Here is a 25,481-nt window from a genome sequence, read left to right as displayed (position 1 = left end):
ACCCGGCGTCCAGGATTTGCCACTTTCGCCACCCGGACGGCTTCCAATGTGCACTGTCGGCCGGCGACAGTCCGTTAAGGGACGGTGACCTGACGCGCGCCGGGGCGGTCGGGAAGGCCCCCCGTACGACGGAAGGCGTCGACAGGGGGCCCTTCCTCACGCTCAGCCCATGTGGGGGTAGGTGTGGTCCGTCGGGGGGACGAAGGTCTCCTTGATCGTCCGGGGGGACATCCAGCGCACCAGGTTGTGCCAGGAGCCGGCCTTGTCGTTGGTGCCGCTGGCGCGGGCGCCGCCGAAGGGCTGCTGCCCGACCACCGCGCCGGTCGGCTTGTCGTTGATGTAGAAGTTGCCGGCCGCGTACCGCATCTTCTCGGCCACCGCGTCGACCACCCGGCGGTCGGTGGCGAAGATCGACCCGGTCAGCGCGTACGGGGCGATCGACTCGGCCTGCGCCACCACGTCGTCGAAGCGGGCGTCGTCGAAGACGTGCACGCCGAGGATCGGCCCGAAGTATTCGGTGGTGAACGTCTCGTGCGCGGCGTCGGAGCACTCGAACAGGGTGGGCCGGACGAACCACCCGACCGAGTCGTCGGCGGTGCCGCCGGCCAGCACGGTGCAGGAGGGGTCGCCGGAGATCAGCTCCAGCGCGGCGGTGTGCCGGTCGAACGCCCTCGCGTCGATCACCGCCCCGCCGAAGTTGGTGAAGTCGGTGACGTCGCCGTAGGTCAGCGAGTCGGCGGTGGCGGCCAGCCGGTCCCGCAGCCCGCCCTCCCACAGCGACCGGGGCACGTACGCCCGCGACGCGGCCGAGCACTTCTGGCCCTGGTACTCGTACGCGCCCCGGATCAGCGCGGTGTGCAGCGCGTCGACGTCGGCGCTGGCGTGCGCCACCACGAAGTCCTTGCCGCCGGTCTCGCCGACCAGGCGGGGGTAGCCCCGGTAGCGGTGGATGTTCTCGCCGACGGTGCGCCACAGGTGCTGGAAGACCTTCGTGGAGCCGGTGAAGTGGATGCCGGCCAGGTCCGGGTCGGCGAGCACCACGTCGGAGACCTCCTCGCCCCGCCCGGTGACCATGTTGATCACGCCGGGCGGCAGGCCGGCCGCCTCGAACAGCCGCATGGTGAAGTGCGCGGCGAACTGCTGGGTCGGGCCCGGCTTCCAGACCACCGTGTTGCCGAGCAGGGCCGGCGCGGAGGGCAGGTTGCCGGCGATGGCGGTGAAGTTGAACGGGGTGACCGCGTAGACGAAGCCCTCCAGGGGACGGTGGTCGAACCGGTTCCACACCCCTGGCGAGGACAGCGGCTGCTCCTCCAGCAGGCCCCGGGCGAAGAACACGTTGAACCGGAGGAAGTCGATCAGCTCGCACGCCGAGTCGATCTCGGCCTGGACGGCGGTCTTCGACTGGCCGAGCATCGTGGCCGCGTTGAGGGTGTCCCGCCAGGGGCCGGCGAGCAGCTCGGCGGCCCGCAGGAAGATCGCCGCGCGCTCGGCGAACGGCAGCGCCCGCCACATCGGGGCGGCGGCCTTCGCGGCGGCGACGGCGGCGCGGGCGTCGTCGTGGGTGGCGTGGCCGGTGACGCCGAGCACGTGCGCGTGCCGGTGCGGCTGGACGACGTCGATCGGGTCGCCGCCGGCCATCCGCTGCTCGCCGGCGATGGTCATCGGCAGGTCGATCCGCTCGGCGGCCAGCTCGGCCAGCCTCCGCTGGAGCCGTTCCCGGTCGGGGCCGCCCGGCTCGTAGGTGCGGACCGGCTCGTTGTGCGGCTCGGGTACGGAGAACACGGCGTCCATCAGCGCTCCTGGCGATCTCGACAGCGGTGGCGAAACCGGACCCGCGGGCGGCCGGCCGGGTGACCGGACGCCGGGCACCGCGCGGTGTACCGGTCGCGGCGGCGGGACCTGCGCCGATTCTTCCACGGGTCGGCCGCTGCCCCGCCCTGGGCGGCCCGCCGGCAGGCCCGGCCGTAGGCCCGCCAGCCCTCCCCGCCAGCATGGCCCCGGCCCGGCGGCGGGCCCGGCGCGTACCCTGGATGGCCGGTGACCAGCCCGCCGCGTCCCGGCAGCGCCGGCGCGGGCCCGGGCGCCCGTCGAAGGGGAGACGATGAGCAACCAGCCCGGCAGCTCCACGGCCGAGGAGCCGGACCAGCCGGTGGAGACCGACCCGGCCGCCGAGCGGGAGCCGGCGGCCGAGCCTCTCCAGGCCACCGGGGGCCCGATCGCCCGCGCCCCCGGGGCGGCCGTGCTCGCGCTGCTGGCGGTCGGCTGGCTGGCGGCGATGCTCTGGTCGACCCGGGCGGCGATCACCTCCGCCCAGGCGGGCGTCACCGCGATCAGCCTCTCCGCGTTCGCGCTGCCCGGGGTGATCTCGGCCGCGCTGGTGGCCGGCGCGGCGGTCGCCCTGGCGGTGACGAACCTGCTGGCCCGGCGCGGCGTGGACCGGGCCACCCTGCGGTTCGTCGTCGCCACGGGCGCCGGCCTGCTCGTCGGGCTCGCCGCCGCGGTGGTGATCAACCTGACCTACTTCGACAACGCGACCACCAACGTCATCGCGGGCACCGCCGCGGCGGCGGCGACCATCGGCGGCGCGGTGGCCGGCGCCGGCAACGCCCGGGTGGCCGGGGCGGTGGTCGCCGCCGCGCTCGGGGCGCTGGTGTTCGTGGTGGCGTTCAGCCGGGCCCGGGATCCCCTGTTCGACCTGTTCGGGGCGGGCGACACCCAGGAGTCCCTGGTCACCGCCGCCAAGTGGGTGTCGCGGACGGAGTCGCTGCTCGCCGGCCTGCTGGCGGGGCTGCTCGCCTTCGCGTACCTGACCTGGGCCCGGCGCCGCGCCCGGCGGCGCGACCCGGCGGCGGGCGACGTCCGCTGGCCCGGCTACCTGCTGGCCGGGGCCGGTCCCGGCCTGCTCCTGCTGCTCGCCGAGGTCGTCATCCGGATCGGCGGGCGGTCCCTGCTCGACCTGGCCGGCGCGCTGAGCGAGGCGGACTCCGTCGCGCAGACCTCGCTGGGCACCTCCCGGATCGACAACGGCATCTGGGTGCTCTTCGTCGGCGCGCTCACCGCGCTGATCGCCTTCGGCCGCACCCTCGGCCCGACGCCCGACGACGAGGCCGCCGGGGAGGACGACGAGGCGGAGGCCGTGGAGGCGAGCGCCGACCGCTGAGGGGTGCGCCGGGCGGCAGCGGACCGGCGGGGCGGTCGGGCGCGACGCGGGTCAGGAGGCGGCGCGGAGGAGTTGCTCCAGCTCGGTGACGTCGTACCACTCCAGCTCGTGGTCCTCCGCGCCGTCGACGGTGAACTGGGCGTCCGGGTCGCCGGCCAGGGCCTCGGCGGCCACGGTGGCGGCGGCCGACACGTCGGCGACCGCGTCGTCGCCGTCCACGTGCAGGGCGGCGACGGCCGACACCGGCACCGGGCGCACCAGCCGGACGGCGCTGGAGCCGAGCACGTCGTCGGTGCGGCGCAGCGCCGCCGCCGGCACGTCGACCGAGATCACCACCCGGCGGCGGGGCGCGGCCGGGTCGTCGCGCAGCAGGAGCAGGGCGTCCTGGGCGGCGCGGGTGAAGGCGACGTACTCCAGCTCCTCCTCGTCGCCCTCGGCGTACCACTCGCGCAGGGCCGGGGTGACGGCGTGGGCGTCCGTCTCGGGCAGCCCCTGCTCGGGCAGGCGGGCGAGCATGGGCACGATCGCCGGCACGTACACCCGGACAAGCTCGTCGTTCACCGGTGGTCTCCCTCCGCCTCCGGGCCGACGTGCGTGGGCCCGGGCGCCGATCATGCCGTACGCCGTGACCGTCATACACCGCGCACCCGGCCGGCGGGAAGCTGCCGCGCGGGCCGTCCGGGTGGCGCGTCGGCCGGCGCGGGGCGGCGTTGTCGGCATTGGGTGGCAAACTGAAGCAAACGATCCCAACCCCGGGAGATTCCGTGGAGCCGAGGTTCCTGCTGCTCTCCGACGTGGCCGCCGAGCTCAACGTGTCCGACTCGCAGGTCTACCACATGGTGCGCAGCGGCGAGCTGCCCGCGATCAAGATCGGTGGCCGGGGGCAGTGGCGCGTCGAGCGGGCCCGGCTGGAGGAGTACATCCAGCGCAAGTACGCCGAGACCGCCGAGTGGGTCCGGGGCAACCCGCTGACCGACCGCGACCCGGAGTAGCCTCCCCCGCACCCCGCGCCATTGACCGGGGCCGCTGCGTGGCCGAGAATCGATGCTGTCGAAGGCAAACGAAGGCAAACGCAAACATCGGGGGTTGCGATGATCGAGTCCCGCCGGCCCGGTCCCGTCCGTCCCCCGGTGCGGGTGCGCCCCGCGCCGCCGCTCGACCCGCCCTTCCTGGAGGAGCCGGCCGAGGGCTTCCCCCGCCCGGTCGCCGCCCAGCTGGCCCTCGACCTGTTCGAGGCACACCGGCTCGCCCCGCGCCGGCCCACCGGCCGGCCGTACGACCCGCGCCCCACCCCCGGCGGCCCCGGCCGGGCCACCCCGACCGCCCCGCCGCCGTCCGCGCTGGTGACCGCCACCCCGGAGGCCACCCGGGCCGCCCAGCGGTTCGTCGCCACCTGCCTGGAGATCGTCAACGGCTACCGGCCGCCCGGGCAGATCCGCCCGCTGACCGAGCCTGGCCGGGCGGCCGACGTGGCGCAGGAGCTGGCCACGGCAGCCGCACACACCGGCCCGGTGCGCCGCCGCTCGACCCGACCCACCGTGCGGCTGCGCCGGCTGCGGGTCTGCGAACCCCGCCCGGCGGCCGTGGAGGCCGCCGCCGTCCTGACCGCCGCCACCGGCCGCACCTGGGCGATGGCGCTGCGGCTGGAGCACCGCCGGGGGCGCTGGCTGTGCACCGCCCTCCAGGTCCTCTGAAGTCAGCGCCGGTGCTTTCGCTCCCCGCCGGGGTGAAGCCCCATGATCGTCTGCGGTTCCTGGCGAACTCGTCCGGCGTGTCGTCTCACAAACCAGCAGGCGATCACGCTGGGCGGCGGAGCCCGCCGACGCGGACGGGCCCCGGCGAGAACGCCGGGGCCCGTCGGTGTCGCGGTGGGTCAGTTGCCGCCGTTGGCCGCGCCGTGGCAGCGCTTGTACTTACGGCCGGAGCCGCACGGGCAGGGCGCGTTGCGGGACGTGTTGCCGGACGAGTCCGCCTGCCCCGGGGCCGTGCGGCGGGTCGAGCTGGCCGCCGTCGCCTGCCCGCTGCCACCGAACGCTGCCGGGGCGCGCTGGGGCTCCGGGGCCGGCGGCGGGACCGGCCGGGCCGGGCGCTCCGCGCGGGGCTTACGCACCGGCGGGGCCTGCTCCTCCGGCCGCTCCACGGCGACCGCGCCGGCACCCGCCTCGCCGTCGATGGTCGGCGCGGAGTATTGCAGACCCTGCTGCTGGGGAGCGCGGCCCAGGCCCTTGGCCTTGATCTCCACCGGCTTCTCCAGCAGCTGCACCTCCTCGGCCTCGGGCTCGGCCTCCTGGACCTGCACCTCCAGGTTGTAGAGGAAGCCGACCGTCTCCTCCTTGATGCCGTCCATCATGGTGGCGAACATGTCGAAGCCCTCGCGCTGGTATTCCACCACCGGGTCGCGCTGGGCGTACGCCCGCAGGCTGATGCCCTCCTGGAGGTAGTCCATCTCGTAGAGGTGCTCGCGCCACTTGCGGTCGATGACCTGGAGCAGCACCATCCGCTCCAGCTCACGGGTGCCGTCGGTGCCGAGCTGCTCCTCGCGCCGGTCGTACGCGGCGTGCGCGTCGTCCTTGAGGCGGGCGAGCAGGAAGTCCTGGTCCATGCCGGCCCGGGAGCCGAGCTCCTCCTCCAGCTCGTCCAGGGTCACGCCCACCGGGTAGAGCTGCTTGAGGCTGGCCCAGAGCTGCTCCAGGTCCCAGTCCTCGGCGTACCCGTCGCTGGTGGCCCCCACGACGTACGCGCCGACGACGTCGTCGATCATGTTGCGCACCTGGTCGGAGAGGTCCTCGCCGTTGAGCACCCGCAGGCGCTCGGCGTAGATGACCTGGCGCTGCTTGTTGAGCACCTCGTCGTACTTGAGGACGTTCTTGCGGATCTCGGCGTTCTGGCCCTCGATCTGGGCCTGCGCGCTCTTGATCTGGCGGGTGACCATCTTCGACTCGATGGGCACGTCCTCCGGGATGTTGAAGCGGTCCATCACCGCCTCGACCGCGCCGGCCCGGAACCGCTTCATCAGCTCGTCCTGCAGGGACAGGTAGAAGCGGGACTCGCCCGGGTCACCCTGCCGGCCGGCCCGGCCACGCAGCTGGTTGTCGATGCGCCGGGACTCGTGCCGCTCCGTGCCCAGCACGTAGAGCCCGCCGGCGGCGGCGACCTCCTCCGCCTCGGCGTCGCAGGCCTGCTTCCACTTGGGCAGGACCTCCTCCATCGCCTTGGCGTACTCCTCCTCGTTCTCCGCCGGGTCGAGGCCGCGCTGGCGCAGCTCGTTGGCGGCGAGGAACTCGGCGTTGCCGCCGAGCAGGATGTCGGTGCCCCGGCCGGCCATGTTGGTGGCCACCGTGACCGCGCCCTTGCGCCCGGCCTGGGCGACGATCTCGGCCTCGCGGGCGTGGAACTTGGCGTTCAGCACGGAGTGCGGGATGCCCCGGCGGCGCAGCAGCTGCGAGATGATCTCCGAGTTCTCCACCGAGACGGTGCCCACCAGCACCGGCTGGCCGGCCTGGTGCCGCTCGGCGATGTCCTCCACGACGGCGTTGAACTTGGCCTTCTCCGTCTTGTAGATGACGTCGGCCCGGTCCTGCCGGACCATCGGCCGGTGGGTCGGGATGGTCACCACGCCGACCTTGTAGACCTTGTTGAACTCGCCCGCCTCGGTCTGCGCCGTGCCGGTCATGCCGGAGAGCTTCTCGTAGAGGCGGAAGTAGTTCTGGAGGGTGATCGTGGCCAGGGTCTGGTTCTCCTGCTTGATCTCCACCCCCTCCTTGGCCTCGATCGCCTGGTGCATGCCCTCGTTGTAGCGGCGGCCGTGCAGGATGCGGCCGGTGAATTCGTCGACGATCAGGACCTCGCCGTCGCTGACGATGTAGTCCTTGTCGCGCTTGTAGAGCTCCTTGGCCTTGATCGCGTTGTTGAGGTAACCCACGAGGGGGGTGTTTACCGACTCGTAGAGGTTGTCGATGCCGAGGCGGTCCTCCACCTTGGCCACGCCGCGCTCGGTCACCGCGATGGTGCGCTTGGCGTAGTCGACCTCGTAGTCGCCCTCGCCGTCCTTGCCGGGCTGGAGGCGGGCCACCACGCCGGCGAACTCGCCGTACCAACGGGCGGAGTGCTCGGCCGGGCCGGAGATGATCAGCGGCGTGCGGGCCTCGTCGATCAGGATCGAGTCGACCTCGTCGACCACGGCGAAGTTGTGGCCGCGCTGGACCAGCTCGTCCTTCGACCAGGCCATGTTGTCGCGCAGGTAGTCGAAGCCGAACTCGTTGTTGGTGCCGTAGGTGATGTCGCACTCGTACGCCGCGCGGTGCTCGCTCGCCGGCCGGTTGGGCAGCACCACGCCGACGGTCAGGCCCAGGAACTCGTGCACCCGGCCCATCCAGGCGGCGTCGCGCTGGGCCAGGTAGTCGTTGACCGTGACCACGTGCACGCCCTTGCCGGACAGCGCGTTGAGGTAGACCGCCATGACCGAGGTCAGGGTCTTGCCCTCGCCGGTCTTCATCTCGGCGATGTTGCCGAAGTGCAGCGCCGCGCCGCCCATCACCTGCACGTCGTACGGCCGCTGGCCGAGCACCCGGGCGGCCGCCTCGCGCACCGTGGCGAACGCCTCCGGCAGCAGGTCGTCGAGGGTCTCACCGTCGGCGAGCCGCTCCCGGTACTGGTCCGTGAGACCCCGCAGCTCGTCGTCGGTGAGGTTGACGTAGTCGTCCTCGATCGAGTTGACGGCGGCGGCGATGGCCTTCAGCCGGCGCACCATGCGGCCCTCGCCCGCGCGTAGGACCTTTTCCAGAATCGACACGGATCAACGCTCCCCTAGACAGTCTCGACCCATCGTAGGCGCTTCGTCGGCCCGATGGTCACTGGTGGCGGCGGTCTGATCGGCGAGAAACCGACATAACACTCCGACCGCCGGCCGGGCGGCGGGATATCCGGTTACGCCCAGCGCGAAAGATCCGGCACGATGGCTCGGGTGGAACCCGTGGAGCTCACCGAGGACGGCCTGCTGCTGAGACCCTGGCGGGCGGCCGATGCGGACGCCGTGCACCGGGCCTGCCAGGATCCGGACATCCAGCGCTGGACCACCGTACCGCGACCGTACCTGCCGGAACACGCCCGCGCCTTCGTCGGCGAGATCAGCGCCGGGGACTGGCGGGCCGGGACCCGCGCGCCGTTCGCCGTCTGCGACGCCGCCACCGGCGAGCTGCTCGCCTCGTGCGGGCTGGTCTCGGTGGACCGGACGACGGACACCGGCGAGGTCGGCTACTGGGTCGCGCCGTGGGCCCGGGGCCTGGGCGTCGCCACCCGGGCCACCCGGGCCCTCGCCCGCTGGGCGTTCGACGCGCTGGGGCTGCGCCGGCTGATCTGGCAGGCCGAGATCGGCAACCACGCCTCCCGGCTGGCCGCGCTGCGCGCCGGCTTCCGGGTCTCCGGCGAACTGCGGCTGGCCGACCCGTCGCCGGGCGGGCGGCCGGAGGGCTGGGTCGGCTCCCTGTTCCCCGAGGACCTGCCCGCACCGGGCAGCGCGGGCCCCGCCGGGCCGGACTCCCTCGACGCCCGCCGGGCCGGCGTCTTCGGCCGGGCGCAGCCCACCCTGTTCGCCACCGTCGCCGGGCGGGAGCTGCGGCTGCGGCCGATCGAGGAGGGCGACCTCGACGCGATCACCGAGACCTGCCGGGACCCGCACACGGTCGAGTGGACCACGGTGCCGGCCCCGTACGAGCGGGCGGACGCCGAAGGGTTCAGGCGCGACGTCGCCGACGCGGCCTGGGCGCGCGGCACCGGCGCGTACTTCACCGTCGCCGACGACGAAGACCGGTACGTCGCCTCGGTCGACCTGCGGATCGCCGCCGCCGACCCGGTGCAGGGCATGGTCGGCTTCATGACCGCGCCGCACGCCCGGGGCCGGGGGTACATGCCGGCCGCCACCGCCGCCCTGGCCGCCTGGGGCTTCACCACCCTCGGCCTGGCCCGCGTCGAGTGGCGCGCGCTCGTCGGCAACACCGCCTCCCGCCGGGTCGCCGAGAAGGCGGGGTTCACCATGGAGGGCACCGCCCGGGGCTTCCTGCCCACCCGCGCCGGCACCCGGGCCGACGCCTGGGTCGCGTCGCTGCTGCCCGGGGACCTGGCCGCGACCACGCCCAGGCCGACCGGGAGCGGGGCATGAGCGCGCCCCGCCTGCCCGACACCATCGAGGGCGACGGGGTGCGGCTGCGGCCGTACCGCGTCGAGGACGTGCCGGACGTCGCGGCGGCCTGCGCCGACCCGCTCACCCAGCGGTTCATCTCCGGCATGCCCAGCCCGTACACGGAGGCCGACGCCCGGTGGTGGGTGACCGAGGGCGCCCCGGCGGCCCGGGCTGCCGGCGGGGCCTCGTACGCGATCGCGGACCCGGCCACCGACCGGCTGCTCGGCGGCGCGGGCCTGGGCAACCTGGTGCCGGTGCGGGGGCAGGCGGAGCTGGGTTACTGGGTCGCGCCGTGGGCGCGGGGTCGCGGCGTGGCCACGGCCGCGACCCGGGCGCTCGCGGCGGCGGCCTTCGCGCACGGCACGGCCCGCATGGAGCTGCTCACCCACCCGGAGAACACGGCCAGCCAGCGGGTCGCGCTCGCCGCCGGGTTCCGGCACGAGGGGGTACGCCGGGCGGCGAACCTGGCGCGCGGCGGCGGCCGGCAGGATCTGGTCTGCTGGGTACGCCTTGTCGACGACCCGCCCGGCCCGGTGCCCCGGCTCCTGCCCGACCTGCCCGGCGGCCGGCTCACCGACGGCGTGGTGACCGTGCGCCCGGTCGGGCCCGACGACGCGGGGGCGTTGTTCGCGCTGCACAGCCTGCCCGAGGTCGTCGCGAACCGGGTGCCGCCGCGCGCCCCGACGCCCGCCGAGGTCGAGCGGCGCTGCCGGCTGGCCGGCACCCGCTGGCTGGCCGGGGAGGCGGCCGACCTGGCCATCGTGGACGCGCACACCGGCGAGCTGGCCGGCGGGTGCATGCTCTACCACGACGAGCAGGCGACCGGGCAGGCGATGGTCGGCTTCAGCCTGCTGCCCGCGGGGCGGGGGCGGGGGCTGGCCACCCGGGCGGTGCGCCTGGTCACGGGGTGGGCGTTCGACGGGGTGGGGCTGGCCCGGGTCTGGGCGGGCACCCGGCCGGAGAACGAGGCCTCGCAGCGGGTCCTGGAGCGGGCCGGCTTCACCCGGGAGGGCCTCCTGCGCGGCCGGCTGCCCGGCCCCGACGGCACCCGCGTCGACTCGGTCCAGTACGCCCGGCTCGCCACGGATCCGCCCGGCTGACCGGAGCCGCCCCGCCGACCCCGTGCAGGGGTCGGCGGGGCGGCCGTCGGGTCAGGTGTCGAGGGAGATGATGCCGTAGTCGTAGGCGTGTCGCCGGTAGACGACGCTGGGGCGGCCGGACTCCTTGTCGTGGAACAGGTAGAAGTCGTGCCCGACCAGTTCCATCTGGAACAGCGCGTCGTCGACCGTCATCGGCTCGGCGGGGTGGACCTTCGCCCGGGCGATGTGCCACGGCTGGTCGTCGGGTTCCTCCTCGAACCGCTCGGCGACGGCCGTGGCCGTGCCGGCGCCGTCGAGGGCCGCGACGGGCGCCCCGAGGCCGGCGACCGGCAGGTCGGCCGTGGCCGCCGCCACGGAGATCGGCGCGTGCCGCCCCCGGTGGACCCGGCGGCGGTCCGCCGCGCGGCGCAGCCGGTTGTCCAGCTTGGCGATCGCGGCGTCGAGCGCGCTGTAGAAATCGTCGGTGCAGGCCTCGGCCCGAATCACCGGACCACGGGAAACGCACGTTATCTCGACCCGCTGGCAATGGTCGGACTGGCGCGGATTGCGCTCGTGGAACAACTCGACATCGACGCGAATAAGCTTGTGATCGTAACGTTCGATCTTTGCGAGCTTCTCGGCTACGTGCACCCGGTAATGATCCGGGACCTCGACGTTGCGGCCCTTGACCACGATGTCCACGTGACCTCCCTTGTTCGGACGGTCTTCGATCCGGAAATCCCGGTCGGCTCGCCTTCTGGGAGACCCCACGCTCGGCGTCGACCGGGTCAGTGCGGCTACGCCTCCTCTCACCGCCGGGGGCGGGTGGGAATGCCTTCCTACCCCCGACACGAAAACGCTAACCCCTGTTCGCCCGGCAGTCACCCCCCAACGCGCAAAGCCTCAGAATTTTCACAGCTGACACACGGTCGGGTGAATCAGAATTACGTTGGGTCACGGAAGCCGGCGTTTCTCCGTGGCCGCGAGAACGGCGGCGACCGATGGTGACAGTCCGGTCGCGGTGAGCACCCGCGCGGCGGCGGCCAGCGTGACGCCGGTGGTGACGATGTCGTCGAGCAGGACGACCACCGGCGGCGGCGAGCCGGCGCGGGCCGGAGGCGCGGCCACGCCCGGCCGGGCCCGGAACGCCGACTCCGCCGCCAGGGCCCGGCCCGCGCTGTCCAGGGTCGCCGAGTCCGGCCGGGGCAGCGCCCGCAGCGGCCGGACCACCCGGGCGGGCCAGCCGGCCCCGGTGAGCCGGACCGCCGCGTGCCGGGCCAGCCGGCCGAGGTGGTCGCCGTAGCGGGCGCGGGCCGCCGCCGCGGTGTCCGGCACCGGGACCAGCAGCACCGGCCGCGCCGCGCCGACCGCGCCGGCCACCACCTCGGCGAGCAGCCCACCCAGCGGCCGGGCCAGCCCGTGCCGGCCCCGTTCCTTGTACGCCAGCAGCGCCTCCCGCAGCGCCCCGCCGTACGGGCCCAGGGCCACGCACGGGGGCAGCCCCGGCGGGGCGGGGGTGGGGCGTACCGGCCGGGGGCGCAGCGCCGCCAGGGTGGCCACGCAGCCGGGGCAGAACCCGTGCCGGGCCGCCCGGTGCTGGCGGCAACCGGCGCACTCCACGGGCAGCACCAGGTCGGTCAGGTCCGCCCAGAGGCGCATCAGTAGAGGAAGAACGGGGCCGTCGGGTTGCCGGCCTGCGCCCCGGCCGGCGGCGGGGTCACGTCCCGCACCTCGTCCCGCTTGATCGTGTCGAACGGGCTGTTGCGGTAGGCCACCCCGTTCGCCTCGTACATCAGGTTGCCGTTGGGGAACGGCGCCACCGCGTTCAGCGGGTACGACGACAGGTGGGTGACCCGGGCGCCGACGTCGCGGCGCAGCGGCGTCTCCAGGGCCCCGTCCACGCTGATGTCGTAGATCGCCGGACGGCCGGCCGAGCCCGCCAGGTGCAGGGTGTTCTCCCCCGCCCAGTCGACGGCGGAGAGGTCGGTCAGCGAGGTGGCCAGCCGGCGGGCCGGGCCCACGGAGACCACGCCGCCGTTGAGGTTGACCGCCGCGACGTACAGCGCCCCGCCGACGACGACGGCGATCCGGTGCCCGTCCAGCGATGTCGCCACCGCCGTCACCTTGCCCTCGGCGGTCAACGGGACGGCCCGCAACTGGGCGCCGGAGTCGAAGCGGTAGAGCGCGCCGTCGGCCACCACCAGGCCCTGCGGCCGGTCGGGGGCGGGCGAGCGCAGCCACACCGGCTGGCCCATCGCGGTGAACGTGCGGGTGCCGCGCTGGACGATCGACACCGGCGCCGCGCCGACGCCGACCACCAGCCGCTGCCGCTTGTCCGCCCCGGCGGTCACCAGCGCGGCGCGGATCTCGTCATGGGAGCGGCTGAACCCGGCGGCGACGACGCCCTTGTTGACGGCCTCGGTGACCGGTGCGGCGCCGAGTGGCTCGCCGCCGCCGAAGTCGAGCGGGTGCACCGCGCCGTCGTAGACGCAGAACCGCTGCGGGTTGCCGCCGAGCGGGTACGCCGGCCGGTCCCGCCGACGCTGGCCGAGGTCGGGCACGGTCACCCGGGTCTGGTTGTGGATCCGCAGTTCGAGCTGGCCGTCCAGCTCCGGCAGCGACCAGGCGAGCTGGTCGACGAACTCCTCCACCCGCCGGTCGTCCGCGTCCACGGGCATGTCGAGGTTGACCTCCCACCGCCCGTCGGCCCCGGTCGCGTTGTTGATCAGTCGGGTGCCGTCGGGCAGCCGGCTCGTGCCCGGCCCCAGCCACTCCGACGGCCCGGCGGTCAGCCACTTGACCACCTCGGTGACCCGCCGCTCGTCGGGCACGGCCAGCGGCAGGTAGCGCTGGTCGGGCACCAGTTGGGTGCGGCCGGTGTTCCAGAAGTAGACGATGTGGGTCTGGTAGTACTGGCGCAGCGCCTGGTCGCTGAGCAGCAGCACGTTCGGCGGCGGGTCGGCGACGTACCAGCCGGTGTCCGGCTTGTCCTCCTGGGCGGCGGCGCGCAGCTCGAAGCGGTATTCCGTCTCGGTGGCCACCGGCGGCATGAGGGTGCCGTCGGCGCGCAGCAGGCCGATCTGCTGCACCCGCAGCGTGACCCTGGTGCCGTCGGTGCTGTCGGTGATCACCGGCGTCTCACGCAGCCGCACCACGGTGAGGGCCACCTCGCTGGGCTGCTTCTCCTGGATCCGGCTGCGCCCCTCGGGGGCGACGAACTGCTTGACCCGGTAGTAGGCGCGGTCCGCCTCCCCCGCCGCGGCGGAGAGGAAGTTGGTGACGAAGGCCGCGCGGTCGGTGCCGCTGGCGAGGCGGTTCGGCGGCTCGTCCCGGCGGAAGCTCGACGAGCCGGACTTGGCGGCGGTGACCTGCCCGTCGACCCTGACCTCGGACCGCTCGGGGATGCCGCAGCCGGCCGCCCCGGTGAGCAGGAGCACCCCGGCGAGCAGCGCGGCGAGCCGGCGGCGGGTCACGAGCCCACCTCCGCCCGGCCCTCGGCCCCCGCCGCCGGGCCGATGGCCAGGGCGCCGCCGGGACCGGGGCCGATGGCGAGCAGCCCGCCGGCCCGGGGGCCGCCGAAGGGCAGGGTCGCGTCGGCGGGCACCAGCCGCAGCGGCGACGTGGTCAGCCGGTCGCCGGCCCGGGCCGGCAGGGTGAGCCGGAACTGGGCGCCCTGGCCGGGCGCGCCCCACGCCTCCAGCCAGCCGCCGTGCAGCCGGGCGTCCTCCAGGCTGATGGACAGGCCGAGGCCCGTGCCGCCGGTCTGCCGCGCCCGGGACGGGTCGGCCCGCCAGAAACGGTTGAAGACCAGCTTCTCCTCGCCCGGTTTGAGGCCGACCCCGTGGTCGCGGACGGTGACCGCGACGGCCGCCCGGTCCTGGCCGAGGGTGATCCGGACGGGCTTGCCCTCGCCGTGCTCGACGGCGTTGCCGACCAGGTTGCGCAGCACCCGCTCGACGCGGCGCGGGTCCACCTCGGCGATCACCGGGGCGTCCGGCAGGTCGAGGTCGATGGTGACGCCGACCCGCTCGGCCAGCCCGGCCAGCCGGTCGGCGACCCGGTGCACGACCGGGACCAGGTCGGTCGGCTCGGCGTCCAGCATGGCGAACCCGGCGTCGAACCGGCTGATCTCCAGCAGGTCGGTGAGCAGTTCCTCGAAGCGGTCCAGCTCGGCCTGGAGCAGCTCGGCGCTGCGGGCGACGGCCGGCTCGAACTCCTCCCGCTCGGCGAAGATCAGGTCGGCGGCCATCCGGACGGTGGTCAGCGGGGTGCGCAGCTCGTGCGAGACGTCGGAGGTGAACCGGCGCTGCAACCGGGACATCTCCTCCAGCCGGAGGATCTGCCGTTGCAGGTTGGTCGCCATCTGGTTGAACGAGGCGGCCAGCAGCGCCAGGTCGTCCTCGCCGTTGACCACCATCCGCTGGTCGAGCAGGCCGGCGGAGAGCCGCTGGGCAGTGCGGGCGGCCACCCGCACGGGCGTCACCACCAGCCGGGTCACCAGGGCGGCGAGCAGGCCGAGCAGCAGCACCAGGGCCGCCCCGGTGGCCACCACGGTGGCCCGGGCATCGGTCGCCGTGGCGTCCTGCCGGGTCAGCGGGACGAGGTAGTAGAGCTCCACCTGGCCGAACCGGGTCGGCACCGGGGAGCCGTACACCAGGTATTTCGTGGTGTCGCCGGTGAGCCGGCCGGTGCGGATCTGGCTGGCGATGTTGCCGTCGGCGACGGTGGCCCGCAGCTCCCGGCTGATCAGCGGGCGGACGTCGACGTCGGGCGAGAAGCGCGGCTCGATGATCCCGGTGTAGTTGTCGGCGGTGATCGCCACCACCACCCCGCTGGTCTGCTGCGGGTCGCCGCCGGCCAGGTAGTTGACCGTGCCGTCGATGGTGTCCTGGAGCTGGGCCTCCTGCGCCTGGCTGAACAGGCTGAACTGCTTGGCCGCGTAGTCGCTGCCGCTGCTGAGCCGCAGCCGGACGTCGGTCTCGGCGTTCTCCAGCAGGATGTTGGTGATCTTGTCGGCGATGAGGTAGGCGAAACCGCCCACGAGCAGGCTGGACGTGACCAGTGTGATGGTCACCACCCGGAGCTGGAGCGAGCGGCGCCACGTCTGGTGCGCGCCCGCCAGCAGCCGCGCCACCCGCCCGGACAGCGCGCGCCACAGCTCCCGCGCGGCGGGTGGCCGGCGGGTGACGGTGGGTGCGGGACCGGGAGGCGGGGAGGTGGTCACAGTGCGACCAAGGCTATCCCGTGCCCGCCTTGTAGCCCACGCCCCGCACCGTCAGGATGATTTCCGGCCGCTCCGGATCCGGCTCGATCTTGGCCCGCAGCCGCTGCACGTGCACGTTGACCAGCCGGGTGTCGGCGGCGTGCCGGTAGCCCCAGACCTGCTCCAGCAGCACCTCGCGGGTGAAGACCTGACGCGGCTTGCGGGCGAGCGCGACCAGCAGGTCGAACTCCAGCGGCGTCAGCTTCACCTCCTCGCCGTTGCGGCTCACCGTGTGTGCCGGCACGTCGATGCTGATCTGGTTGCCGGGCGGACCGATGGTCAGCAGCTCGGGGGCCACGTCCTCGCCCCGGCGCAGCCGGGCCCGCATCCGGGCCACCAGCTCCTTGGGCTTGAACGGCTTGACCACGTAGTCGTCCGCGCCGGACTCCAGGCCGAGCACCACGTCCACCGTGTCGCTCTTGGCCGTCAGCATCACGATCGGCACGCCCGACTCGCCCCGGATCGCCCGCGCCACGTCGATGCCGCTCATGCCGGGCAGCATCAGGTCGAGCAGGACGATGTCGGGCCGGTTCTCCCGGAACGCGGCCAGCGCCCGTTCCCCGTCGGCGACGAACGAGGGCAGGAAACCCTCGCTGCGCAGGACGATGCCGAGCATCTCGGCGAGCGCGGGGTCGTCGTCGACCACCAGTACCCGGGCTCTCATGGGATCTATACTTCCATCCCCGTTCCGGTCGGTGGGACCGGCACCGTCCCGGGAGTCGCCGGGCGGGCCACCTCGTCAGCCGAACAGGGCCCGCCCCCAGTGGTCGCCGCCGTCGCGTACGCCGGGCGGGCAGGCGAAGATGCCGCTGGAGACGTGCCGCAGATACTCGTTCATCGCGTCGTTGCGGGCCAGCCGGGTCTGGATGGGCACGAACTGCTTGCGCGGGTCCCGCTGGTAGGCGATGAAGAACAGCCCGGCGTCGAGCCGGCCCAGCCCGTCGGAGCCGTCCACGAAGTTGTAGCCCCGCCGCAGCAGCCGCGCCCCGTCGTTGGCGTCGGGGTGGGCCAGCCGCACGTGCGACGTCGCGGCGATCATCGGCTGGCCGTCGTCGCCCTTCGCGGCGAAGTCGGGCTCGTCGAACTCGTCGCCCTTGCCCAGCGGCGCGCCGCTGCCCTTGGCCCGGCCGACGATCTGCTCCTGCTCGACCAGCGAGCTGCGGTCCCAGGTCTCGACGAGCATCCGGATCTTCCGGGTGACCAGGTACGACCCGCCCGTCATCCAGTCCGGGCCGTCGCCGGGCTGCACCCACAGGTGCTCGCGCAGCAGCCCGCCGTCCTCGGCCTTGAGGTTGGCCGTGCCGTCCTTGAAGCCGAACAGGTTGCGCGGGGTCGCCTGCCCCGTCGAGGTCGACGAGGTGCGCCCGAACCCGAGCTGCGACCAGCGGACGCTGACCACGCCCATGCCGATGCGGGCCAGGTTGCGGATGGCGTGCACCGCCACCTGGGGGTCGTTGGCGCAGGCCTGCACGCAGAGGTCGCCGCCGGAGATCTCCGGCCGCAGCGCGTCCCCGGCGAAGTGCGGCAGGTCGACCAGCGCGGCGGGCCGGCGGTCGGCGAGGCCGAACCGGTCCCGCCCCTGGGCGTCGCGGAACAGCGTCGGCCCGAAGCCGACGGTGAGGGTGAGCTGGGACGGGGGCAGCCCGAGCGCCTCGCCGGTGTCGTCCGGCGGGGCCTCCGGCACGCCGCCGACCGCGCCGATCACCCCGGCGTCCTTCCCGGCGGTCATCCGGGCGGCGGCGGCCGTCCACTCGCCGAGCAGCTCGACCAGGCGGGCCCGGTCCTTGGTGACCACGTCGAAGGCGACGAAGTGCAGCCGGTCCTGGGCCGGGGTGGTGATGCCGGCCTGGTGCTCGCCGTGGAAGGGCACCGCACCGGCCGCCGCGCCCTGATTCGCCGAGGCGTGCTCCGCCCCGCCCCGGACCAGAGCGCCGGCCCCGGCGGCGACGCCCGCCACCCCGGCGACCCCCGCGCCGGCGAGCGTGATCGCCCGCCGCCGGGACAGCCTGCTCGCGCTCATCGCTGCACCCCTTCCTGCTCGTCGGCGCGTGCGCCGGGGACGTACGTCACCGGGCGACGACCGCGGCGACCTTGCTGATCGGCTCGGCCAGCGCGTTGATGCTGTCGGACAACTCCTTCAGCTCGGCCTTGCTCAGCGCGGTGTGCAGCTTCCAGCCGTCACCGTCGCGGTGCTTGCCGAGCGCCGTCTCCACGTTGGCGAACTCGGCGTCGAGCTGGGTGACCAGCTCGGGGGCGCGCTGCTCCAGGGCCGGGCGCAGCGCCGCGATGGCGGCCTTCGAGCCCTCCAGGTTGGCGTTGAAGTCCCACAGGTCGGTGTGCGAGTACCGCTCCTCCTCGCCGGTGATCTTGCCGCTGGCGACCTCGTCGAGCAGCGCCTTCGCGCCGTTGGCGAGCTGGAGCGGGGTGAGCTTCTCGGCGTTGGCCTTGGCGACGATCGCCTTGACGTCGGTGAGCAGCCGGTCGGCGATCGGGCCGTCCTTGCTGATGTCGCCGGTGGTCCACAGGTCCTTCTCGATCCGGTGGAAGCCGGTGAACTCCATGCCCTCCTCGACGACCTCCTCGCGGCCGTCGATCTTCGGGTCGAGGTCGCCGAAGCTCTCCGCGACCGGCTCGATCCGCTCCCAGTAGGTGCGGGCCACCGGGTACAGCGCCTTGGCCTTCGCCACGTCGCCGGCCTTGACGGCGGTGACGAACTCCTCGGTCTTCGTCAGCAGCGCGGCGGTCTGGCTGTTCACGTACCGCTGGTAGCTCGCGGTGGCCTCGGCCAGCGCGGCGTCGGGGGCGACGGTCGCGGCGGTGCCGCTGACCTTCAGCGCCCCCCGGATCCCCTTGCCGCTCATCCCGGGCTTGCAGGCCGTCTCGTACGTCCCGGCGGGCAGCTCCACGCGCAGCTCGCGCTTGAGCCCGGGGGCGATGTTCTCGACCTCGCCCATCACCCGGTCCCCGGCGGCGTAGACGTAGAACTCGGTCACCTTCGCGCCGGAGTTCGTCACCTCGAAGACGGTCTGGCCGGCGGCCAGCTCGGTCCGGCCGACCTCGCAGGCGGTGTCGCTCGCCTTGACGGCGATCGGGCCGCCGTCGGCCGTGCCAGCGTCCTTCTCCTGCCCGCCGCAGGCGGCGAGGCCGGTGGTGGCGAGCGCGCCGGCGGCGGCGAGCACCAGGAAGCGGGTGGTACGCATCGGGGTTTCTCCTCGGGATGGTCAGGCGCGCGGCGACGCGGGCGCCGTTCCGGTGGGCTCGGTGACGCCGGCGGAACCCGCCGACGGGGTGGGCGCGCTCGCGCCGGCGGGAGGGGCGGGGCGGCGCAGGAAGAGCACCAGCACCGGCACCGCGTACGCGACCCACGCGACCGTCTCCAGCACGCTCGGGGCGGGGGTCACGTTGAACATCCCGGCGAGCAGGGCGGCGTACCAGGTGCTCGGGTCGAGCGTCGCGCTGATGTCGAAGGCCAGGTCGTTGAGGCCCGGCAGGACCCCGGCCTCCTGGAAGTCGTGCACGCCGTACTTGAGGATGCCGGCGGCGACCAGGATCAGCAGCGCGCCGGTCCAGGTGAAGAACGTCGACAGGTTGATCCGCAGGGCGCTGAAGTAGAGGCCCACGCCGATCGCCACGGCGCTGGCAATGCCGGCGAGCAGGGCCAGCAGCGGGCCGCTGTCGCCGGCCGCGCCCTGGGCGGCGGAGTAGAAGATGAGCGCGGTCTCCAGCCCTTCGCGGATCACCGCGAGGAAGGCCATCCCGGCGACCGCGAGGGAGCCGACCGCGAGCGCCTCGGTGAGCCGGCCGCGCAGCTCGCCGGCGATCGTGCGGGCCGCCCGGCGCATCCAGAAGATCATCCAGGTGACGAAGACGACGGCCGCCACCGAGGTGACCGCCTCGAACAGCTCCCGGTCCTCCGAGCGGGCCAGCAGCGAGGTCGAGGTGTATTCGATCAGCCAGCCGAAGAGCACCGACAGCGCCACCGCGAGCCCGACGCCGCCCCACACCTGCGGCAGCCGGTCCCGGCGCTGCGACTTCACGAGGAAGGCGACCAGGATGCTGACCACGAGGGTCGCTTCCAGGCCCTCGCGCAGGCCGATCAGGTAGGTGGCGAACATCGGTGCTCCGTGATCGATCAGGTTGCCTCGGTTAACTTAGGGCAGCCATACCTTCCTCCCGTCGACCCGGCTCCGTCAAGTTGTTCTTCGCCACGTCACCCGCCCGGCCACGGCGCACCGCGGGGCCGCCGCCGCGGCCCCCGTACGCGAAGGGACCGGGCCCGCCGCCGCGCGGCCGACCCGGTCCCTGTCGTTCTGGCTCAGTACCGGTAGTGCTCCGGCTTGAACGGGCCCTCCGGGGAGACGCCCAGGTAGGCGGCCTGCTCCTTGGTCAACGTGCTCAGCTTCGCGCCGAGCGCGTCCAGGTGCAGCCGGGCGACCTTCTCGTCGAGGTGCTTCGGCAGCACGTAGACGCCGATCGGGTATTCCTCGGTCTTGGTGAACAGCTCGATCTGGGCGATCGTCTGGTTGGCGAACGAGTTCGACATCACGAAGCTCGGGTGGCCGGTGGCGTTGCCCAGGTTCAGCAGGCGCCCCTCGGAGAGCACGATGATCGCGTGCCCGTCGGCGAACCGCCACAGGTCGACCTGCGGCTTGATGTTGATCCGCTCGACGTCGGAACGCTTGGCCAGGCCGGCCATGTCGATCTCGTTGTCGAAGTGCCCGATGTTGCCGACGATGGCCTGGTGCTTCATCCGGGCCATGTGCTCGTTGGTGATGACGTCGAAGCAGCCGGTGGCGGTGATGAAGATGTCGGCCTGCTCGACGACGTCGTCCAGGGTGGAGACCTGGTAGCCGTCCATCGCCGCCTGGAGGGCGCAGATCGGGTCGACCTCGGTCACCACGACCCGGGCGCCCTGGCCGCGCAGCGACTCGGCGCAGCCCTTGCCCACGTCGCCGTAGCCGAGCACGACGGCCATCTTGCCGCCGATCAGCACGTCGGTGGCCCGGTTGATGCCGTCGATCAGCGAGTGGCGGCAGCCGTACTTGTTGTCGAACTTGCTCTTGGTGACCGAGTCGTTGACGTTGATGGCCGGGAAGAGCAGCGTGCCGGCGCGGTGCATCTCGTAGAGCCGGTGCACGCCGGTGGTGGTCTCCTCGGTCACGCCCTTGATGCCGGCGGCGATCCGGGTCCACCGCTGCCCGTCGGAGGCGAGGGAGCGGTGCAGCACCTCCAGGATGACCGCGTACTCCTCGGAGTCGGCCGACTCCACCGGCGGCACGACACCGGACTTCTCGAACTCGACGCCCTTGTGCACGAGCAGGGTCGCGTCGCCACCGTCGTCGAGGATCATGTTGGGGCCCTGGCCGTCGGGCCAGTCGAGCACCCGCTCGGTGCACCACCAGTATTCCTGGAGGCTCTCGCCCTTCCAGGCGTAGACCGGGACGCCGGCCGGCGCGTCGGGGGTGCCGTCCGGGCCGACGACGATCGCGGCGGCGGCGTGGTCCTGGGTGGAAAAGATGTTGCACGACGCCCAGCGGACCTGCGCGCCGAGCGCGACCAGGGTCTCGATCAGCACGGCGGTCTGGATCGTCATGTGCAGGGAGCCGGTGATGCGCGCCCCGGCGAGGGGCTGCGCCTGCGCGAACTCGCGGCGGATCGCCATCAGGCCCGGCATCTCGTGCTCGGCGAGCTGGATCTCCTTGCGCCCGAACTCGGCGAGCGACAGATCCGCCACCTTGTAGTCGCCCTCGGCGAGGGTGCTCGGCCGGGCCTCGGACGGCGTGCCGTGGTGGGCCGCCGGGAGGGTGCTGGTCATGGAAGCTCCTGTCGAACGAACGAAGTGCTGCGCGACCCTCCACCTTACGCGCGGAGACGGACAGCGCACGGGGCGGTCGGTCGCGAGCGGACTGTCCGCCCACGGTCCGGCCGCCCCGTGCATCCCCCCGGTTTGGTTCCCCGCGCGCCGCCGGACCTTCGTCGCGGTGACGCTGCGCACCTAAGAAGTTACCCGGAGACAGCACATCGTCAAGCCATTTCGGAAATTCCCGATTTGTGTCGTCGGATCCGCCAGGCCGGCCCCGCCTCACCCGCCACTGTCGGCCGCCCCGCCGCAGGCAGGCCGGACGAGCCGGAGACAGGCCCGGCCAAGCCGGACCCAAGCCCGGCTTTAGCCGGCCCCGAGGGCGCCTCGGTCCAACCCGCTGGTCGCCACGAACGCCTCGCCCTCGCCGTCGAGGACGAGCGGCCCCGCGTCGGCGGGGCCGATCGCGGCCTGCCCTGGGGCGAGGGTCACCGCGCCCGTCCCGTCGTCGGCCGAGACCTTCCCGGCGCGGCAGAGCACCACGCGGGGCCCCGGCACCGCGAGCCGCACCGGCGCACCGGCCACGACCGACCGGTACAGCGCGAAGTCGTCGACCGGCACCGGCCAGCGCACCACGCCCGGGGCCACCTGCTCCGGGGTCACCAGAGGGTCGCCGAGCACCTCGAAGCGCAGCACCCGCAGCAGCTCGTCGACGTCGACCCGCTTCGGGGTCAGGCCGCCGCGCAGCACGTTGTCGCTGGCCGCCATGATCTCCACGCCGGTGCCGCGCAGGTAGGCGTGCAGGTTGCCGGCCGGCATCCAGATCGCCTCCCCCGGCGCGAGCCGCACGTGGTGCAGCAGCAGCGCCACCAGCACCCCCGGGTCGCCGGGATAGTGGGCGGCCAGCGCGTGCGCCAGCGCCGCGTCCGGCCCGGCGGCCTCCGCGGCGAGCACGGCCTCCACCAGCCCCGCCCGCTCGGCCTCCGGCCAGCTCAGCAGCAGCCGGACGGCCTCCCGCAGCCCCGCCGGACCCTCGTGCAGCGCCGCCACCACCGGCTCCAGCGCCCGTACGCCGAAGGCGGTCAGCGCCGCGGCCGACACCGCCGGGTCGCGGAAGCCGCACAGCGCCGAGAACGGCGTGAGCGCGACCAGCAGCTCCGGCTTGTGGTGGGGGTCGACGTAGTTGCGCTCCCCCGCCGGACGCGCCGCGTCGGCCGCGTACCCGGCGCGGGCCTGCTCCGCGTCGGGGTGCGCCTGCAGGCTCAGCGGGGTGTCGGCGGCGAGCACCTTGAGCAGGAACGGCAGCCGGGGGCCGAAGCGGCGCACCGACCGCTCACCGAGCCAGCGCCCCGGCTCAGCCGCCAACACGTCGAGCAGGCTCACCGGCTCGCCGTCGCGCTGCACGCTGGCCGGGGCGCCCGGGTGCGCGCCCAACCACAGCTCCGCCTCCGGCCCGGGGCTCGGCACCGACCGCCCCTGCAACCCGGCGATCGCCGAGCGCGAACCCCAGGCGTAGTCCCGGATCGGGCCGTGCAGCTGTTCCATGGTCAGCCCCCGGCGTGCGACTCGTCCGCGCCGGCCACCGCCGCCTGCGGCGTGGCGGCCTCCGGCGTGGCGACGGCGGTGTGCGCGGCGGCGCCGGTGCCGGCCCGCTGCGCGGTGGCGGACCAGATGTCCGGCTCCAGGTAGATCACCCGGGCGACCGGGACGGCCGCCCGGATCCGCGCCTCGACGGCGTTGATCCCCCGGGCCAGTTCCTCGGCGCTCTCGCACGCCGGCACCGCGATCTTCGCGGCCACCAGCAGCTCCTCCGGGCCCAGGTAGAGCGTCTTCATGTGGATGATCCGCTCCACCTCCGGGCCGTCGGTGACGGCCCGCTCGATGGTCGCCACGTCGGTCGCCTCGGCGCCCTCGCCGAGCAGCAGGCTCTTGGTCTCGATCGCCAGGGTGACCGCGATGACCACCAGCAGGACGCCGATCATCGCCGTGCCGGCCGCGTCCCACATGCCGTTGCCGGTGATCAGGGTCATCCCGACGCCGAACAGGGCGAAGACCAGACCGACCAGCGCACCGAAGTCCTCCAGCAGCACCACCGGCAGCTCGGGGGCCTTGGACCGGCGGATGAACCGCACCCAGGACTGGTTGCCCCGGATGAGGTTCGACTCCACGATCGCCGTGCGGAAGGAGAAGCTCTCCATCACGATCGCCGCCACCAGGACGACGACCGGCACCCACTGCCAGCTCTCGATCGGGTGCGGGTCGGCCGCCTTGTGCCACGCCTCGTAGAGCGCGAACAGGCCGCCGAGGCTGAACAGCACGATGGCCACGATGAACGCGTAGACGTAGCGCTCCCGGCCGTACCCGAAGGGGTGCTGCGGGGTGGCCTCGCGCCGGGCCCGCTTGCCGCCGAGCAGCAGCAGGCCCTGGTTGCCCGAGTCGGCCACCGAGTGGATCGACTCGGCGAGCATCGACGAGGAGCCCGTCAACAGGAACGCGATGAACTTCGTGACCGCGATGCCGACGTTGGCCAGCAGGGCCGCGACGATCGCCTTCGTGCCGCCGTTGGCGCTCACCGCTGTCCCCGTTCGATGCCGCACGTGCTCACTGGTTTGCCAGCTCCTTCATCTCGGTGATGGCCGGAACCGCCATCGGGTCCAGCCCGTGTGCCAGGGCGAGGTAGACGGAGGCGAAGTCGGGCACCGCCACCAGCGAGGCGAGCCGCTCCAGCGCGGAGCCACCCTCGGCCGTCACCACGTCGCAGCGGACCCCGCGCCGCTCGGCGAGCGTCTGCACGGCGTCGGCCCGGCGCTCCTCGACCGCCAGCGGCTCGTCGGCGTCGTCCTCGGCGTTGAGCCCGCCGTCGCGCAGCAGCACCAGCCGCAGCCGGGTGCCGTCGCCGTCGGACTCGCCCGGGTCGGCGAAGATGTCCCGCTCCCCCTCGGCCAGCCCGCCGAACACACCGTCGAGCAGGCCGACGCGGCCCCGGCCGGCCTCGCCGAGCGCCCCGCTGACCACCGGGTAGCGGGCGTTGGCCGACAGGGTGTCGCCGAACCGGCGGGCCGCGACGGTCGCCAGCGGCGACGAGCCCCAGACGATCGGCACCGAGCCGGCCAGCCCCAGGGCCAGCGACTTCGCCGGGTTGACGAACGACTCGGCCGTGGGACGGCAGCGGTCGGCGTCGGCGTCGAGCCGCGCCGCCGTCTCCGCGAGATCCGCCTCGTTGACCTTCACGAGCCCGAGCGTACGGGCGGCGAGCAGAACCGGCACGGTGAGCGCCCACAGGCTGGCCCGGGCCGGGGCGCGGCGGGGCACCGGGATGAACGGTGCCCGGGCCCGCTCGGCCACCGACTGCAACTGCGAGTCGGGCGCGCCGACGGCGACCAGGCGGGCCCCCCGACGGTGGGCGGCCTCGGCCGCGCCGAGCGCCTCGGGGCTGCGGCCGGAGGCGCTGACCGCGATCACCACGTCGGCCGCGCCCACCCAGCCGGGCACACCGGCGCTGCGGTGCGGGATGACCGGCACCGGGCAGCGCGGCCCGGCGACCGTGGCCAGCACGTCCCCGGTACGCCCGGCGGTGCCGATGCCGGCGATGACGACCGCCCGGGGGCGGCCCTCGTCGGCGAGCACGGTGAGGTTGGCCTCGGCCGCCAGGGCGGCGGACTCCCGCACCTGCGCCCCGGCCGAGGCCATGAACCGCAGCATGCCGCCCGGGTCGTGCTCGGCGAGGGCGTCCGGGTTGTCCAGCAGGGCCTCGTCGGCGTGCCGGTGCCCGCTGACCCCGGCCGTCCCCTCCATCACGACTGCTGCGCGGGTCCGCCGCGCGCCTCGTCGAGCAGCAGCACCGGCACGTCGTCGCGCACCTCGAAGATCCGCCCGCACTCGGTGCAGGTCAGCGTCTGTGCCCCCGCGTCGTAGTCGAGGGGGGCGTGGTGTGTGTCCGGACAGGCGAGGATCTCGAGCAACTGCGGGTCCAGGGCCACGGTGCGGCTCCTTCCACGGGT

21 protein-coding genes are annotated in these 25,481 nt (G+C 74.0%); 5 read left to right on the top strand and 16 right to left on the bottom strand.

Annotated features, from left to right (window positions below; all coding sequences use genetic code 11):
* Positions 1 to 162 precede the first annotated feature (162 nt).
* On the bottom strand, positions 163 to 1,791 hold the full coding sequence (pruA, locus tag LPU61_RS01555; RefSeq protein ID WP_229403852.1) for an L-glutamate gamma-semialdehyde dehydrogenase: 1,629 nt from the start codon (positions 1,789 to 1,791) through the stop codon (positions 163 to 165).
* A gap of 310 nt (positions 1,792 to 2,101) precedes the next feature.
* Here pruA and LPU61_RS01550 point away from each other — a divergent pair, with 310 nt between their 5' ends.
* On the top strand, positions 2,102 to 3,160 hold the full coding sequence (locus tag LPU61_RS01550) for a hypothetical protein (protein WP_043962075.1): 1,059 nt from the start codon (positions 2,102 to 2,104) through the stop codon (positions 3,158 to 3,160).
* A 51-nt stretch (positions 3,161 to 3,211) separates the two neighbouring features.
* Here LPU61_RS01550 and LPU61_RS01545 read toward each other — a convergent pair whose 3' ends face one another.
* Positions 3,212 to 3,721: a hypothetical protein gene (locus LPU61_RS01545; RefSeq protein WP_043962074.1), complete on the bottom strand. Its 510-nt coding sequence runs from the start codon at positions 3,719 to 3,721 to the stop codon at positions 3,212 to 3,214.
* A gap of 203 nt (positions 3,722 to 3,924) precedes the next feature.
* Here LPU61_RS01545 and LPU61_RS01540 point away from each other — a divergent pair, with 203 nt between their 5' ends.
* The gene (locus tag LPU61_RS01540) at positions 3,925 to 4,152 is read left to right on the top strand and encodes a helix-turn-helix domain-containing protein (RefSeq protein ID WP_007074927.1); all 228 of its coding nucleotides are present in this window, start codon (positions 3,925 to 3,927) and stop codon (positions 4,150 to 4,152) included.
* 99 nt (positions 4,153 to 4,251) lie between these two features.
* Positions 4,252 to 4,854: an Rv3235 family protein gene (locus LPU61_RS01535; protein ID WP_043962073.1), complete on the top strand. Its 603-nt coding sequence runs from the start codon at positions 4,252 to 4,254 to the stop codon at positions 4,852 to 4,854.
* 179 nt (positions 4,855 to 5,033) lie between these two features.
* On the opposite strand, the gene secA is transcribed toward LPU61_RS01535, so the two are convergent.
* On the bottom strand, positions 5,034 to 7,952 hold the full coding sequence (gene secA / locus LPU61_RS01530) for a preprotein translocase subunit SecA (protein ID WP_229403851.1): 2,919 nt from the start codon (positions 7,950 to 7,952) through the stop codon (positions 5,034 to 5,036).
* A 162-nt stretch (positions 7,953 to 8,114) separates the two neighbouring features.
* On the opposite strand from secA, the gene LPU61_RS01525 reads away from it, so the two are divergent.
* The gene (locus LPU61_RS01525; protein ID WP_199485976.1) at positions 8,115 to 9,317 is read left to right on the top strand and encodes a GNAT family N-acetyltransferase; all 1,203 of its coding nucleotides are present in this window, start codon (positions 8,115 to 8,117) and stop codon (positions 9,315 to 9,317) included.
* On the top strand, positions 9,314 to 10,438 hold the full coding sequence (locus LPU61_RS01520) for a GNAT family N-acetyltransferase (protein WP_229403850.1): 1,125 nt from the start codon (positions 9,314 to 9,316) through the stop codon (positions 10,436 to 10,438). The genes LPU61_RS01525 and LPU61_RS01520 overlap by 4 nt, the downstream gene beginning before the upstream one ends.
* Positions 10,439 to 10,489: 51 nt before the next feature.
* Here LPU61_RS01520 and hpf read toward each other — a convergent pair whose 3' ends face one another.
* From hpf to LPU61_RS01455, 13 genes are all read right to left on the bottom strand, one after another.
* Positions 10,490 to 11,119 (bottom strand): ribosome hibernation-promoting factor, HPF/YfiA family, encoded by a 630-nt coding sequence (gene hpf / locus LPU61_RS01515; RefSeq protein WP_043962069.1) that lies wholly within the window; start codon positions 11,117 to 11,119, stop codon positions 10,490 to 10,492.
* A gap of 252 nt (positions 11,120 to 11,371) precedes the next feature.
* On the bottom strand, positions 11,372 to 12,076 hold the full coding sequence (locus LPU61_RS01510; RefSeq protein WP_229403849.1) for a ComF family protein: 705 nt from the start codon (positions 12,074 to 12,076) through the stop codon (positions 11,372 to 11,374).
* Positions 12,076 to 13,890: an LpqB family beta-propeller domain-containing protein gene (locus tag LPU61_RS01505; RefSeq protein WP_229403848.1), complete on the bottom strand. Its 1,815-nt coding sequence runs from the start codon at positions 13,888 to 13,890 to the stop codon at positions 12,076 to 12,078. The genes LPU61_RS01510 and LPU61_RS01505 overlap by 1 nt, the downstream gene beginning before the upstream one ends.
* Positions 13,887 to 15,641, bottom strand: coding sequence for an MtrAB system histidine kinase MtrB (mtrB, locus tag LPU61_RS01500; RefSeq protein ID WP_374199558.1), 1,755 nt, complete (start codon positions 15,639 to 15,641; stop codon positions 13,887 to 13,889). The genes LPU61_RS01505 and mtrB overlap by 4 nt, the downstream gene beginning before the upstream one ends.
* A gap of 13 nt (positions 15,642 to 15,654) precedes the next feature.
* Positions 15,655 to 16,344, bottom strand: a complete 690-nt coding sequence (mtrA, locus tag LPU61_RS01495) for an MtrAB system response regulator MtrA (RefSeq protein WP_043962066.1) — start codon at positions 16,342 to 16,344, stop codon at positions 15,655 to 15,657.
* 75 nt (positions 16,345 to 16,419) lie between these two features.
* Positions 16,420 to 17,700, bottom strand: a complete 1,281-nt coding sequence (gene efeB / locus LPU61_RS01490) for an iron uptake transporter deferrochelatase/peroxidase subunit (RefSeq protein ID WP_229403847.1) — start codon at positions 17,698 to 17,700, stop codon at positions 16,420 to 16,422.
* Positions 17,701 to 17,746: 46 nt separating this feature from the next.
* Positions 17,747 to 18,880 (bottom strand): iron uptake system protein EfeO, encoded by a 1,134-nt coding sequence (gene efeO / locus LPU61_RS01485; RefSeq protein ID WP_229403846.1) that lies wholly within the window; start codon positions 18,878 to 18,880, stop codon positions 17,747 to 17,749.
* 21 nt (positions 18,881 to 18,901) lie between these two features.
* The gene (gene efeU / locus LPU61_RS01480) at positions 18,902 to 19,795 is read right to left on the bottom strand and encodes an iron uptake transporter permease EfeU (RefSeq protein WP_043962063.1); all 894 of its coding nucleotides are present in this window, start codon (positions 19,793 to 19,795) and stop codon (positions 18,902 to 18,904) included.
* Between the two features lie 200 nt (positions 19,796 to 19,995).
* Entirely contained in the window at positions 19,996 to 21,495 is a 1,500-nt protein-coding gene (gene ahcY, locus LPU61_RS01475; RefSeq protein WP_043962062.1) for an adenosylhomocysteinase, read from the bottom strand.
* A 351-nt stretch (positions 21,496 to 21,846) separates the two neighbouring features.
* Complete coding sequence (manA, locus tag LPU61_RS01470) at positions 21,847 to 23,025, bottom strand: mannose-6-phosphate isomerase, class I (RefSeq protein ID WP_229403845.1); 1,179 nt, start codon at positions 23,023 to 23,025, stop codon at positions 21,847 to 21,849.
* 2 nt (positions 23,026 to 23,027) lie between these two features.
* Complete coding sequence (locus LPU61_RS01465) at positions 23,028 to 24,053, bottom strand: cation diffusion facilitator family transporter (protein ID WP_229403843.1); 1,026 nt, start codon at positions 24,051 to 24,053, stop codon at positions 23,028 to 23,030.
* A gap of 28 nt (positions 24,054 to 24,081) precedes the next feature.
* Entirely contained in the window at positions 24,082 to 25,278 is a 1,197-nt protein-coding gene (locus tag LPU61_RS01460; RefSeq protein WP_043962059.1) for an SIS domain-containing protein, read from the bottom strand.
* On the bottom strand, positions 25,275 to 25,460 hold the full coding sequence (locus LPU61_RS01455; protein ID WP_043962058.1) for a Trm112 family protein: 186 nt from the start codon (positions 25,458 to 25,460) through the stop codon (positions 25,275 to 25,277). The genes LPU61_RS01460 and LPU61_RS01455 overlap by 4 nt, the downstream gene beginning before the upstream one ends.
* Positions 25,461 to 25,481: the final 21 nt, after the last annotated feature.

It is taken from the genome of Micromonospora sp. NBRC 110038, assembly GCF_020884815.1.
Classification (GTDB): domain Bacteria; phylum Actinomycetota; class Actinomycetes; order Mycobacteriales; family Micromonosporaceae; genus Micromonospora; species Micromonospora haikouensis.
This window is presented reverse-complemented; position numbering and strand designations above follow the sequence as displayed.